The following is a 13,567-nucleotide window of genomic DNA, read 5'->3' on the forward strand; positions in this document are numbered from 1 at the left end:
CTTTATATATTTTCCGATTACCTCTTTATTTTTTCTCAGTAATCACTTTTTTTAATCTTAATTTTCAGACAGACAAACACGTCTTTCTAGCGGCTATAAATAATTACTAATTTGTGCATATAATTTTTCTTTATCACTTGGTCTTAAAGCATTGTCAACTACTAATTTCCCATTTTTAATAATTAAGTAACGAGGTATTCCGTAGCTCCCGTTTTTTCCTAATTTATCGCTCAAATCTTTTCTCAGGGCTTGATTAGTTCGAACATGATTACCAGAAAGTTTAAAATATTTTATCATCTCTTTCCATTGCTGCGCCGCATCATCTTTATCTATAGAGATAAAAAGCATGTCAACCTGCTTTGCTTTGAGAAATTTCGTCAGATCCTTACTGTATTCAAATTCTTCTTTACATGGCCCACACCAGGTTGCCCAAATATCAACAAATACAGTTTTGCCTTTAAATTGGCCGATTAAACTATCCAAGCTATTAACTTTATCGTAGTTGGACAATATTTTTTGCTCAGGTTCAAAATCCTTTTTTACTTCGTTATGGTAGGTTATAATTTTACTGGCCATTGGTTGCAAATATGGCGTAAAATTACTTTTAGGATAACTGGCGTTATACGAATCGAACAAATCGACCAATACTTTCTGATATCTATTTTGTAACATCTCATCATATAGAAAAGTTGCCAGCAAAAACTCTTTCATTTTGCCTGTAAAATTATTTTCGAAGGTTTTATATATAACTTTTAAGCCAGTATTCTCATCTTTTTTGGACAATTCAGTTCCTTTTTTTAGCGGAATGTAGTAATTGAGATAAGTATTTACGTAATATCTGGTATGGTAATAAAAATCTGGATAAAAAGCGTCATGAAGATTGTTCATTGAATGCTTTTCATAGGCATCTGCCCACATTTTATCCAAATCGTTATTTATTTTTTGCTTTGTACTTAAAACTATCATTGGGATAGCAGCTTGCAAAATTATCTGTTCGGTTGAAAAATACCTTTTTATTTCGTTATAAAAGTTTGCCGAAATCTTTTGTTTCGAAAATAGCTCAACGTAAGGCTTTAATGCTTCATTCTTATCATTTTCGAGCAATTGATACAAACCAGCTATAGTGCTATCTTTCTTATAATAATCTTGGGCTCTATATTGATAAAACTCGGCATTCCTCTTGCTAAAAAGCAACATTCCTTCCTTATTTTTATCGCTCTGTACCAAAATACCTTTATCGAAAACTAAATGTGTAGTACCTGGCTCTATTAACACTGTATTATCGTTAATTCTTAACCAAGCAAGTTTATTAATCTTTAAAGAATAGTTTACTGTACTATCATCGCCAAATTTAATCTCTTTTTGGGCCGGATAAAACCATGTATCATCTACAGGAATTTGGATAATTACCTTATTATTTTTAGCATTTAAACTTTTGATATTAAGTTTTGCTTCCTGCGCAAAAGAGTTTATTGCACCCGTAATTAGTAAAATAAATAAAATTATCCTTTTCATAATTTTGGCTGTATTAAGGCTATTTTTTCACCAATCCTTATTTGGAAATCTTTTTATGGTTTATAACCTTCCGCATCTTTATATATTTTTTCGATTACCTCGTTGTTTTTCTCGGTAATTACTTTTCTTTTCAAACTTAATTTTGGGGTAAGCTCTCCTCCATCTATGCTCCACTCTTTAGGCAACAGCGCAAACCTTTTTACTTGTTCCCATTTACCAAAACCTACATTTGCCGCTTCGATAACCTCGTTATACTTAGTGAGCACCTGTTCGTTTTTAATTATCTCTTCGTTCGAGTTAAAAGTAATGCCTTTTCTTCCTGCCCATGTTTTTAAGGTTTCGAAATTTGGAACAATCAATGCAGAAGGGAATTTTCTATTTTCGCCTAAAACCATAATTTGCCCGATAAAAATCGATTCTTTATATTTATTCTCCAGCATTTGTGGGGCAACGTATTTACCGCCTGCTGTTTTAAACATTTCTTTTTTACGGTCGGTAATTTTTAAAAAGCGGTCATCAACCAGTTCTCCAATATCTCCGGTATGGAACCATCCCTCTTTATCTACCGCCTCATCGGTTAAATCAGGTCGGTTATAATAACCTTTCATTACCTGGTGCCCTCTGGTTAAAACTTCGCCATCTGATGCAATTTTAACTTCCACACCTTTAATTACCTCACCAACAGTACCGAACATGGTTCCACCGAAATGGTTAACGGTAATTACAGGCGAGGTTTCGGTTAATCCATATCCTTCAAAAACAGGCATACCAGCAGCCCAGAAAATCCTGGACAAACGCGGATTTAACGCTGCTCCACCCGATACAATCACTACGATTTCACCGCCCAGCGCTTCCTGCCATTTTTTGAAAACCAGTTTACGGGCAATCCCTAGTTTAAATTTATACCAGGCACCTGCATCAAGGGTATATTTTTCGGCCAAAGCTACCGACCAGAAGAAAATTCCTTTTTTAACCCCCGTTAATGCTTTCCCTTTCTCCATTATCTTATCATAAACTTTTTCGAGAAGCCTTGGAACGGTAGAGAACACATTGGGTTTTACATGCTGAATATCGGCAACAATGGTTTCCATACTTTCGGCGTAATAAACCGAGGTATAGTTAAACAGGTATAAATAGATAATCATTCGCTCAAAGATGTGCGATAAAGGCAGAAAACTTAAGCCTTTTTTAACCCCTTCGGGTATCACCACAGCCGAGTTAACAAAATTTGCCACCAAGTTATTATGCGTTAGCATTACACCTTTTGGCGTACCCGTAGTTCCAGATGTATAAATTAGGGTTAAAATATCTTCTGGTGCAACTTTAGCGCGGTACTCATCTAAATCAATGTCTGTGCTTGCCTTGCCCAATTCAATTAGTGTATTCCAGCTTTCGACTGCTGCAATTTCATTAAAACTATAAATCTTAATGGCTGGGTTTATTGCATCGGCACAAGGTTTAATTTTCTTATATAAATCTTCATCAGCTACAAAAACAATGGCAATATCTGCATCCTTTAAGATAAACTGGATATCGTGCTCGGCCAGGGTTGGATATAATGGAATCTGATAGGCGCCGATCTGGTTGGCTGCAAAATCGGCGATATTCCATTCAGGCCGATTATGCGACATTACAGCAACCCTTCCTCCTTTGTTTATACCTTGTTTAATCAATCCGCGACTTAGATTATCTACAGCAGTACAAAAATCGGCTGTACTATAATTTATCCATTTCCCATTAATTTTTCCGCTGATGAATTCTTGCTGAGGTTTTTCGAGGCTATATTTCAAAAGATCAAAAACCCGTTTAATTTCTGCCGCCATATGAATTGTATATTATTTGGTTAAGTTAAAAAATCAAACATAAAGATTAACATCTATATGCCTTTTTAATGAAAATAATACCTCGCCGTTAATAAAACGCTGTATTTACATTTTCGTAAAAAATTTTAAATAAACTTAGTGATTACAAAATTACTATGCAAGCATTGTTTTTTATCCTTGTCGATTTTTACGATAAAAACAGAAACGGCATTAAAGTTGTTAGGCTGATAATTATTTACAAAACATTTAAATTATGAAAAAGTTATTTACAATTTTAGGATGCATTGCATTGTTTGCCCTTACTACAACAAACGTTAAAGCCCAAAACTATAAAACCGGACTAGGTTTGGGTATTGACTTTGGAGATGGCGCTACTTTGGTTGGTCCATCAATCAGGCATCATTTTAGCCCTAAAGCTGCTCTTCAAGGTGAAGTTTTATTTGGTGGGAACTCTACTATTATCCAGGGATTTCTTCAATACAACTCATCTATCCCTGGAGCTAAAGGCTTAGATTGGTATTTAGGTGGTGGTCCGTCTATTCAATTGTATGATGGTGGTTCTAACTTCTTTTTAGTTCCTATGGTTGGTTTAGATTACAAATTTAGCGGTGCACCATTGGCATTGGCTTTAGATTGGAGACCAAGAATTTACCTGGGTGATAACGATAGCGACTTTAATGCTGGAAGATTCGGCTTAGGTTTTAGATATACTTTCTAAGCGGAAGGCGTTTGGCGCTGAGCGCGAAGTGTAAACTTAAAAACATGAAAAATCCCGTAGGAACTTAATCTTACGGGATTTTTTTATGGTATTTTGAGAGTTAACTGTAAATTGAAAACTTAAAACTGCAAACTAACTAAACGCCTGTCCATTTTTTTAACACTGCTTTTTGAGCTGGCGTTGCATTTTCGTTTACGGTTGCTTTTAAGCGCACACTTGGATTTTCTTTCAAGCTTAAAGAAATTTCTTTTTCAAGCCCATCGCGAATTACTTTAACCGTTAGCTGATCGTCAATTTTTTTATCCGTAATGGCAGGTAAAATATCTAGTGAAAATTTTGGTTCTTTTAATTTCACATTTTTCAGTGCATCACTTAATGATAAGCCATCAATCAGTACAATTACATCGTTAACATTTAAGCCACTAACCCAAGCTGCTGAATTTCTGGTAACCGAAGTTACTTCTAAACCTTTAGTAGCCAATTGAACTGCTGCACCACTAACAGGTTTACCAGGGGTTGCATTTTCAGTAGATACATCAACACCCGCATATGCGAAATATTTTACATAGTCTACATCATCTACACCATTAACGTATTTTGCCCAAAAGTTAGTAAAGCTAATTCCTGATATCTTTTCAACCATTGCTTTAAATTCTGCATCGGTATAACCACGTTTTAAGGTTTTGCACTGCAAATACATGGCTTTCATTACATCATCTAAACTTTTTGCACCTTTTGTGGCATTGATGATTTCGAGATCCATCAAAATACCGATCACTTCTCCTTTATTGTAGTAAGAGATGGAATTATTTTTTGAATTTTCATTCGGGCGGTAGCCGATAATCCATGCATCATAGCTAGATGAAGCTGCTGACTGATATTTAGCTCCAGGGGTATTTAACACTGTACCAACACCGCTAGCCAGATCTTTCAAAAATTCGTTTACATCAGTAAAACCTGCTCGGTGTAAGTATTTATTTTCGTAATACGATGTAAATCCTTCAGCTACCCAAAGGTTGGTCGTGTAGTTTTCGTTGTCATAATCAAAAGGGCCTAATGCTATCGGGCGTAGACGCTTAACATTCCAAAGGTGGTGATATTCGTGAGCAACCAGGCCTAAAAAACCTTTATAACCTTCTGCAGTATTGTAAGCGTTTCTTGTAGCGCCTAAAGTTGTAGAGTTTAAGTGCTCCAAACCACCGCCACCTTTTAAGAAATTATGAACAATAAAGAGGTAATATTTATTAGGGTTTTCGCCGTAAACTGCAGTTTCTTTTTCTACAATTTTAGCCATATCTATTTTTAGTTTTTCTTTATCGTAATTGCCACCGCCATACATGGCTACTTCGTGGCGAACGCCTGCAGCTGTAAATTCGAAAATATCCTGATTACCAACTTCAATAGGGCTATCGTAAAGAATATCAAAATCGGTAGCCTTATAGGTAAACTGCTCACCGGCAACAGGTGTTAAACCAGTAGAAACTTTACTCCAGGCATTGAAAGGAATAATTTTCACAGTGCTTGGTGATTTGATCATGCCATCAGGATGCATAAAAATCCCTGTTGGAGACAAGAATGCATGAGATTCGTCGATAAAAGGCGTACGCACCGAAATTTCGAATGCATAAACACGGTAATTAATCTGGATATTTGCAGCTTTTGCCGAGAAAATTCTCCAGGTGTTTTTTCTTACTTTTTCAACTTTTACGGCTTTACCTGCTGCAGTAGCCTTAAATTCTTCTACACTTTTTTCAAACTCGCGAACCAAATAAGAACCTGGTGTCCAAACAGGCATTTTTACATCTACATAATCTTTTGCCAAGCCAGAAATATTCATCTGAACTTCAGCATAGTGTGCCTGTGGTTCTTTAAAAGAAACCTCAAAGCCTATTTTTACCTGCGCTTTCGCTGCCATAATACACGTTAGTAGTAAAACTAAACTTAAAATTGATTTTTTGTTAAACATATTGATATTGACTGTGTTTTGTTGCAAATTTAGATTTATTGGCGAGGTTTTGAAAGAAAAAGCCTGTTGCGATGTAAAATAGTTGTTTCGCTTCGCCTGGCGTATAGCGTTTGGCGATTTGCGGAATGCAAAGAAAACTTTGGCACTGAAAGCCTATTAGGCACCAATTTCTTGGTTACTGCATTGTGATAGACATATTATTTTACGCCAAAACTGTGGACTTCGGACTTCTGACTTCAAACTAAAATCAGTAACATCCTTAATACAACAAATTTAGGACTAAACTATTTGAATATTTTTACGCTCTAATTCTGGAATATTAATCTTATTTTAATATTCGGAATACGCACGACACAAAAAGAAACATGAAGAAAAGGTATATTATCTATGCTGTTTTAGCTATAGGCTTGGCTTATTTGGTCTATTACAGAATTAACGCAAATAAAAAACTCGAAGGGAAAGGCGGAGCATCTGCCGGGGCAAGAAAAGGCAAAACTGGTGGTAAAGGCGGCACTTCTGCACCATTGGTAGTTGACGGAATCATAGTAAAACCGGTATCGTTTGATAATGATTTAGAGGTAACTGGCGCTATTGATGCAAACGAATCGGTTGTATTGAAAAGTGAAGTATCGGGCTTGGTTACCGGAATTTATTTTCAAGAAGGTACAACAGTATCGAAAGGAAGTGTATTGGTTAAAGTAAACGACAGAGACATACAGGCACAATTGCAGGATGCCCTAACCAAACAAAAGCTTTCCGGAACAAACGAAAACCGGGCAAAACAGCTTTTGGCCAAAGGTGCAATCAGTCAGGAAGAATATGATACAGCGCTAGCCGATTTAAAATCGTTACAGGCGCAGGCGCAATTAATCAGGGCACAACTGGCAAAAACCACTATCCGCGCACCTTTTACTGGCAGAGTGGGCTTACGTAGTATTTCTGCAGGAACCTATTTAACCCCCGCAACTGTAATTGCCAACCTAGTAAGTACCAATCCGGTTAAAGTTACTTTTTCTGTTCCAGAGAAATATGCAGGACAGATTAAAATGAATTCAGAAATCATATTCACTACTGATGGCTCTTCTAAAGAAAACAAAGGAAAAGTTTATGCTATAGAGCCGGGAATTAATGCCGCTACCCGAACATTACAGATCAGGGCTCTGGCTCCAAATGCCGATAATCTTTTATTGCCTGGCTCGTTCGCCAAAATTAAACTGGCTTTAAACACCCTTCAAAATGCTATTCTTATCCCTAATGAAGCAGTTATTCCTGTTTTAAAAGGTAAGATTGTTTATATCCAAAAAGATGGAAAAGTGCAAGAGGTTAAAGTAGAGGCTGGTACACGTACCGATGAAAATATTGTAATTACCTCAGGATTAAAAGTTGGCGATACAGTTTTGACAACCGGATCGATGGCACTGAAGAAAGATGCCCCGGTAAAAGTTCATTTGGTTAAACAATAATTATGACGGTTTTAAAAATAAAACTATCAAAACCAAGCCTCATAATAACTGGCTTATTAATAATAATTATAGGTTTGAGCTGTAAGCAAAAAACTCAAGCGCAATACGCTGTAGAAATAACAATTAATTCAAAAACTACAGATTCTGATTTGATGAAATCGGAAGTAATTGCTCCACTAGAAAAAGAAATATTAAAAATTGAGCATGTTAGTAAAATTGCATCATTAAGTAAAAAGAGTTATGGATTAATTAAAGTTGACTTTAAGCCTAATATTAACATAGATGAAACCATACTTAATTTACAAAATAGGATTCAAATGGTTACAATGAACTTGCCTAAAGATGCAGAGGTAATTATTTCGAAAATAGTAGAAAATCCAAAGGTTGTCGAATTAAAAATTTCTTTAAATAATGCCGATTCAAGTAGTATAGATTCAACTACCATGAAAACAAATATTATTAACCCTTTAGTAAAACAAACACTTGAAATCAAAGGTGTTCATCAGGCTTTAACATTCAGTAAAAATGGCGTTGGAATCGTTAGACTTAAATTCTACCCCGAGATAAGTGAATATGAAATTAGTTCTCGCGTCCAACAAAAATTATCAGAAATTAAGACATATCTACCAAAAAAATTTAAAATAGAAGCCTCTAAGGTTTGGGATGAATCTAAAAAAAATAAAAACAATTAAGCAATGAGCATCTCAACCACGAGCATAAAAAGGCCGGTTCTGGCCATTGTGATGAACTTATTGATTGTCCTTTTCGGGATAATCGGTTATACCTTTTTGGGTGTTCGCGAATACCCATCGATTGACCCTACTGTAGTTTCAGTAAGAACCTCCTATCCTGGGGCCAACTCAGATATTATTGAGTCGCAGATTACCGAACCTTTAGAAAAATCGATCAATTCGATTGATGGCATCCGAAATATTTCTTCATCAAGTAACCAGGGAGCGAGTAATATTACCATAGAGTTTAACCTCGATAAAAATATCGAAGAGGCCGCAAACGATGTGCGTGATAAAGTATCGCAAGCCTCCAGAAACTTACCTAAAGATATTGATGGTTTACCAGTGGTAAGTAAAGCTGATGCCAACTCTGATCCAATTTTATCGATGACGATCCAGAGCGATAAACGCAATACACTGGAGTTAAGTGATTTTGCTGAAAACGTAATTGCCGACCGTATCCAAACCATTCCGGGGGTAAGTAGTGTACAAATCCAGGGTCAAAGAAAATACGCCATGCGTATCTGGATGGATCCGAATAAACTGAGTGCTTATGGTTTAACTTCTCAGGATATTGTTACCGCCTTAGATAACGAAAACGTAGAGCTTCCTTCAGGAAAAATTACGGGAGCTACCACCGAACTAACAGTTAAAACCTTAGGAAAGCTGACCAACGAAAGTCAGTTTAACAACTTAATCTTAAAAGCGGATAGCAATCAGGTCGTTAAATTAAAAGATATAGGTTATGCAGTTTTAGGGCCAGAAAACGAAGAAACCATTCTCCGTGAATCGGGCAGACCGATGGTGGCCATAGCCATTATCCCTCAGCCAGGGGCCAATTACCTCGATATCAGTAAAGAGTTTTACAAGCGTTTTGATAAGTTAAAAGCTGATATGCCTAAAGACATTAAACTGCAGGTTGCATTAGATAATACCCTTTTCATCAAACGTTCGGTAACCGAGGTGGCAGAAACCATTGGTTTATCGCTGGTACTGGTAATTTTGATCATTTACCTTTTCTTTAGAGATTGGGCCATTGCCTTCAGACCATTAATCGATATCCCGGTATCGTTGGTTTTCACTTTCTTCATTATGTACGCCTTTGGCTTTTCAATAAATGTATTGAGTTTATTGGCTATTGTACTGGCTACAGGATTGGTGGTGGATGATGGTATTGTGGTTACCGAAAATATCTTTAAAAAGGTTGAAGAGGGCATGTCGCCTTTCGAGGCAGCCATTAAAGGATCTAATGAAATCTTTTTTGCTGTAATTTCGATTTCCGTTACCCTAGCAGCCGTATTTTTACCGGTAATATTCTTACAGGGATTTGTTGGCCGCTTATTTAGAGAGTTCGGTGTGGTAATCGGTGCAGCAGTACTGGTCTCTGCTTTTGTATCGCTAACCTTAACACCGATGTTAAATGCCTACCTGATGAAAAAAGGTGGACATAAACCATCCAGGTTTTACAATTGGACAGAGCCCTATTTTGTGAAATTAAATGATGCCTACGAATCGAATCTGAATAAATTTTTGGATAAAAAATGGCTTTCCGTTCCGATTATTCTGGTTTGTATGGGCTTAATTTTCTTATTCTGGAAGATTCTGCCAAAAGAAACTGCCCCTTATGATGATAGAAGTGCAATAAACATCAGCGCAACTACCCCAGAGGGCGCATCATTTGCCTATACCGATCAGTTTATTATGAAACTGAACCAATTGGTTCTCGATTCTGTTCCCGAGAAAAAAGTAAATATTACGATTACTTCACCAAGTTTCGGCGGTTCGGGTGCTGTAAACTCGGGTTTTGTAAGAATGGGGTTGGTTGATCCTGAAGATCGTGAGCGCTCGCAAAAAGAGATTGCCGATATGCTTACCCGCATCACAAAGGAATACACTGAGGGCAAAACCATTGTGAACCAACAGCCAACCATCTCCGTTGGCCGTCGCGGCGGCTTGCCAATTAGCTACATCATCCAGGCACAAAATTTCGAAAAATTAAGGGAGAAAATTCCTTTGTTTATGGATGCGGTATCGAAAGACCCAACATTCACCGTTTCGGATGTGAACCTGAAATTTAACAAGCCCGAAATTAACTTAACTATCGACAGGGATAAAGCCAAAAACTTAGGCGTTTCTATATCGGCTATTGCCCAAACCTTAAATTTAGGTTTAAGCGGTCAAAGGTTTTCGTATTTCTTCATGAATGGAAAACAATACCAGGTAATTGGCCAGTTTGATCGTGGAGACCGGAAAGATCCATTAGATCTGAGCTCGGTTTATGTACGTAATGATAAAGGCGAATTGGTTCAGCTCGACAATGTGGTTACCGCAAAAGAAGAAAGTAGTCCTCCACAATTGTACAGGAACAACCGTTTTATCGCAGCAACTGTTTCGGCAGGGTTAGCACCTGGAAAAAGTATTGGTGAAGGTATTGATGCCATGGACGCCATTTCTAAAAAAGTATTAGATGAAACTTTCTCTACTGATTTAAGTGGAGAATCGCGGGATTTTAAAGAAAGTTCTTCAAATACCTTCTTTGCATTTGGTTTGGCGCTCCTGCTCGTTTATTTAATTCTTTCAGCGCAGTTTGAGAGCTTCAAAGATCCGATTATTATCATTTTAACTGTACCTATGGCGGTTGCCGGTGCATTTTTATCGCTATGGTTATGTGGTCAAAGCTGGAATATCTTCAGCCAGATCGGTACCATTATGCTTATTGGCCTGGTAACTAAAAATGGTATTTTAATAGTGGAATTTGCCAACCAGTTAAAAGAAAAAGGCATTCCAATCCCCGAAGCCATACGTGAAGCTGCTGTTTCGCGTTTGCGCCCAATTTTAATGACCAGTTTGGCGATTGCCATTGGTGCACTACCTATTGCATTGGCTTTAGGAGCTGCCGCAAAAAGTAGAATGAGTATGGGAACCGTAATTGTTGGTGGTACGTTATTCTCTTTGGTTTTAACCTTATTTGTAATCCCTGCCATTTACTCTTACTGGGCTAAACCATACAAACCGAATAAAGAATTGAAAGAAGCCCATCGTTTTGAACAAGAAGCTTTACATATAGAAGAATAAGATGAGCAAGAAATTAAAAATATTTATCCTACTGCTAAGCTCATCCATTTCGGGCTTTGCACAAGAACAGCTGAGCTTGCAGGAAGCCATTACCATTGCTTTACAGAATAATTACGACATTAAAATCAGTAAAAACCAGGTCGATATGGCAAAGAACAATGCCAATATCGGCAATGCTGGTATATTACCTAACTTAACAGGAAGTTACACGAATGGTGGAAGTATCCAAAACACCCGACAAACCCCTGCAACTGGCCCTGATCGGGTAATTACAGGAGCAAAAAGTACCAATAACAGTTATGGGGCCGATTTAAACTGGACCATTTTTGATGGTTTTAGTATGTTCGCCAATTACGACCGTTTAAAAGAACTGCAAAAACAAGGTGAATTAAACGCCCGTTTAACCATTTTAACAACTGTAGCCGATGTAATTACAGCCTATTATGATATTGTAAGACAGCAGCAATTGGTTATCGCTGCCGATAGCGCAATGGACGTTTCGGTATTACGCACCAGTATTGCCAAAACAAAATTGCAGCTTGGCCGTGGTTCTAAATTGGATGTGTTAACTGCACAGGTTGATTACAATACCGATACCTCAAACTACCTGCAAACCAAAAATGCCTTACAGGTGGCTAAAGTTCGATTAAACCAGTTGATGGTGAGAGATATTGGTACTTCGTTTTCTGTAAATAATAGCATTGATGTAGATAAAGGTATCCTGTTTAGCAAAATGGCCGAAATGGCCGAGCAACAGAATCCGAATGTGCAGAATGCTTTTATCAATCAACGCATTGCTTCGTTAAATCTAAAATCTATCCGTGGAGCGCGGTATCCATCTGTTAGCCTAAACTCTGGTTATAGCAGGGCAAACAGTACCAGCCCTACGGGCTTTAACCAAAAGTTTGCTGCAAACGGATTCACTTATGGTGTTACGGCAAGCCTTAATTTATTTAACGGCTTTTTACAGCGCCAACAAGAACGCAATGCAAAGATCGAGATCAACAATTCTACCCTGAATTTAAACAAAACCAAACTTGATGTAAACGCGCAGTTGCTTACCGCCTATCAAAATTACAGCACCTACCTTGATCTGATTAAATTAGAGCAACGAAATGTAGATATTGCAAAAGAAAACCTAGATATTACTTTAGCAAAATATCGTTTGGGCAGCATAGCCCCTTTGGAGCTAAGAGAAGCACAACGAAATGCGATAGATGCAAAGAACCGTTTCATCGAAATGCAATATCAGGCCAAAATTGCCGAAACAACACTGAAAGAAATCAGTGGAAATATAAATTTATCTAATTAATTTTTATATTTAGTCCCATGATACTTGTTGCAGATAGTGGCTCATCAAAAACCGATTGGATGGGCTATCATAATGGCGAAACCATTAAATTTAGCACTCCTGGAATAAACCCTTATTTCTTAAGTGAGCAAGAAATTACCAAACTGATTTCTAAAAATGAACCTTTATTACAATATGCTAGTGAGGTAAAAGAAATCTACTTTTTTGGAGCAGGTTGTTCTTCACCAGACAAACATGAAGTAGTCTCAAATGGTCTGTCAGCTGTTTTTGGTAATGCTTTTATTTCAGTAGATCACGATCTTCTGGGTTCGGTATATGCTACTTGCGGAAATGCCGAAGGCTTAAACTGTATTTTAGGCACCGGATCGAATATCTGTTATTTCGATGGAAAGAAAATCCACGATGGCCACCATGGCTTAGGTTATGTACTTGGCGATGAAGGTTCTGGTACTTTTTTTGGAAAAAAAGTGCTATTAAGCTATATGTACAATAAAATGCCATCCAACTTAGCGGCAGAGTTTAAAAAATCTTTCCCAGCAGAAAAAGAACAGATTATTACCAATGTATATCAAAAACCTTTCCCTAATATCTATTTAGCAGGTTTTAGCCGTTTCATGGCCAGCCACACAGACCATCCCTTTATTCAGGATATTTTAAGAGCTGGCTTTCAGGAATTTGTAGATACGAATGTTAAAGATTATCCTAAACATAAAAACGTTCCATGCCATTTTGTAGGCTCTATAGCTTACTATTACCAGGAAACATTAATTTCAGTGTTATTAGAAAACGGTATTGAGCCTGGGAAAATACTACAGAAACCTATAGAAGAGTTATTTAATTTTATCTTAAATAAAGAGGGCATCGTACAACAAGCGAGTTAAAATCGAAGTCAAATTTTTAGCTACTATAAATTTATTGTTAAAATATCCTTAAGATTGTAAACATAACAACATAAACTTTTGTT

General features: G+C 37.1%; 9 protein-coding genes. 6 read left to right on the plus strand and 3 right to left on the minus strand.

The annotated features are described in order from the left end of the window. Positions 1-93: 93 nt before the first annotated feature. Both EYS08_RS12140 and EYS08_RS12145 read right to left on the minus strand, forming a co-directional pair. Positions 94-1,515: a TlpA family protein disulfide reductase gene (locus tag EYS08_RS12140; protein WP_131030292.1), complete on the minus strand. Its 1,422-nt coding sequence runs from the start codon at positions 1,513-1,515 to the stop codon at positions 94-96. A gap of 53 nt (positions 1,516-1,568) precedes the next feature. Next, complete coding sequence (locus EYS08_RS12145) at positions 1,569-3,338, minus strand: AMP-dependent synthetase/ligase (protein ID WP_131030293.1); 1,770 nt, start codon at positions 3,336-3,338, stop codon at positions 1,569-1,571. Between the two features lie 253 nt (positions 3,339-3,591). Here EYS08_RS12145 and EYS08_RS12150 point away from each other — a divergent pair, with 253 nt between their 5' ends. After that, positions 3,592-4,056 (plus strand): hypothetical protein, encoded by a 465-nt coding sequence (locus EYS08_RS12150; protein WP_131030294.1) that lies wholly within the window; start codon positions 3,592-3,594, stop codon positions 4,054-4,056. 136 nt (positions 4,057-4,192) lie between these two features. Here the strand turns inward: EYS08_RS12150 and EYS08_RS12155 are convergent, their stop codons facing one another. Further along, on the minus strand, positions 4,193-5,971 hold the full coding sequence (locus tag EYS08_RS12155; protein WP_244215939.1) for a M61 family metallopeptidase: 1,779 nt from the start codon (positions 5,969-5,971) through the stop codon (positions 4,193-4,195). A gap of 416 nt (positions 5,972-6,387) precedes the next feature. Here EYS08_RS12155 and EYS08_RS12160 point away from each other — a divergent pair, with 416 nt between their 5' ends. The 5 genes from EYS08_RS12160 to EYS08_RS12180 are packed head-to-tail and all read left to right on the plus strand — an operon-like array spanning position 6,388 to position 13,484. After that, the gene (locus EYS08_RS12160; protein ID WP_131030296.1) at positions 6,388-7,485 is read left to right on the plus strand and encodes an efflux RND transporter periplasmic adaptor subunit; all 1,098 of its coding nucleotides are present in this window, start codon (positions 6,388-6,390) and stop codon (positions 7,483-7,485) included. A gap of 2 nt (positions 7,486-7,487) precedes the next feature. Further along, a complete protein-coding gene (locus EYS08_RS12165; RefSeq protein ID WP_131030297.1) occupies positions 7,488-8,177 on the plus strand; it encodes an efflux RND transporter permease subunit in 690 nt (229 codons plus the stop codon). 3 nt (positions 8,178-8,180) lie between these two features. After that, positions 8,181-11,291 carry an efflux RND transporter permease subunit gene (locus tag EYS08_RS12170; RefSeq protein ID WP_131030298.1) on the plus strand — a complete coding sequence of 1,037 codons (3,111 nt, stop codon included), beginning with the start codon at positions 8,181-8,183 and terminating at the stop codon, positions 11,289-11,291. A gap of 1 nt (position 11,292) precedes the next feature. Continuing rightward, on the plus strand, positions 11,293-12,603 hold the full coding sequence (locus EYS08_RS12175) for a TolC family protein (protein WP_131030299.1): 1,311 nt from the start codon (positions 11,293-11,295) through the stop codon (positions 12,601-12,603). Between the two features lie 17 nt (positions 12,604-12,620). Then, positions 12,621-13,484, plus strand: a complete 864-nt coding sequence (locus EYS08_RS12180; protein ID WP_244215940.1) for an N-acetylglucosamine kinase — start codon at positions 12,621-12,623, stop codon at positions 13,482-13,484. The last annotated feature ends 83 nt before the right edge of the window (positions 13,485-13,567 follow it).

This window comes from Pedobacter kyonggii (assembly GCF_004310665.1).
GTDB lineage: Bacteria > Bacteroidota > Bacteroidia > Sphingobacteriales > Sphingobacteriaceae > Pedobacter > Pedobacter kyonggii.

Excerpts from the sequence above, each read along its gene's own strand:
- EYS08_RS12140 (WP_131030292.1), bottom strand. The coding sequence starts at position 1,515 with ATGAAAAGGATAATTTTATTTATTTTACTAATTACGGGTGCAATAAAC.
- EYS08_RS12145 (WP_131030293.1), bottom strand. The coding sequence starts at position 3,338 with ATGGCGGCAGAAATTAAACGGGTTTTTGATCTTTTGAAATATAGCCTC.
- EYS08_RS12160 (WP_131030296.1), top strand. The coding sequence starts at position 6,388 with ATGAAGAAAAGGTATATTATCTATGCTGTTTTAGCTATAGGCTTGGCT.
- EYS08_RS12150 (WP_131030294.1), top strand. The coding sequence starts at position 3,592 with ATGAAAAAGTTATTTACAATTTTAGGATGCATTGCATTGTTTGCCCTT.
- EYS08_RS12180 (WP_244215940.1), top strand. The coding sequence starts at position 12,621 with ATGATACTTGTTGCAGATAGTGGCTCATCAAAAACCGATTGGATGGGC.
- EYS08_RS12175 (WP_131030299.1), top strand. The coding sequence starts at position 11,293 with ATGAGCAAGAAATTAAAAATATTTATCCTACTGCTAAGCTCATCCATT.
- EYS08_RS12155 (WP_244215939.1), bottom strand. The coding sequence starts at position 5,971 with ATGGCAGCGAAAGCGCAGGTAAAAATAGGCTTTGAGGTTTCTTTTAAA.
- EYS08_RS12165 (WP_131030297.1), top strand. The coding sequence starts at position 7,488 with ATGACGGTTTTAAAAATAAAACTATCAAAACCAAGCCTCATAATAACT.
- EYS08_RS12170 (WP_131030298.1), top strand. The coding sequence starts at position 8,181 with ATGAGCATCTCAACCACGAGCATAAAAAGGCCGGTTCTGGCCATTGTG.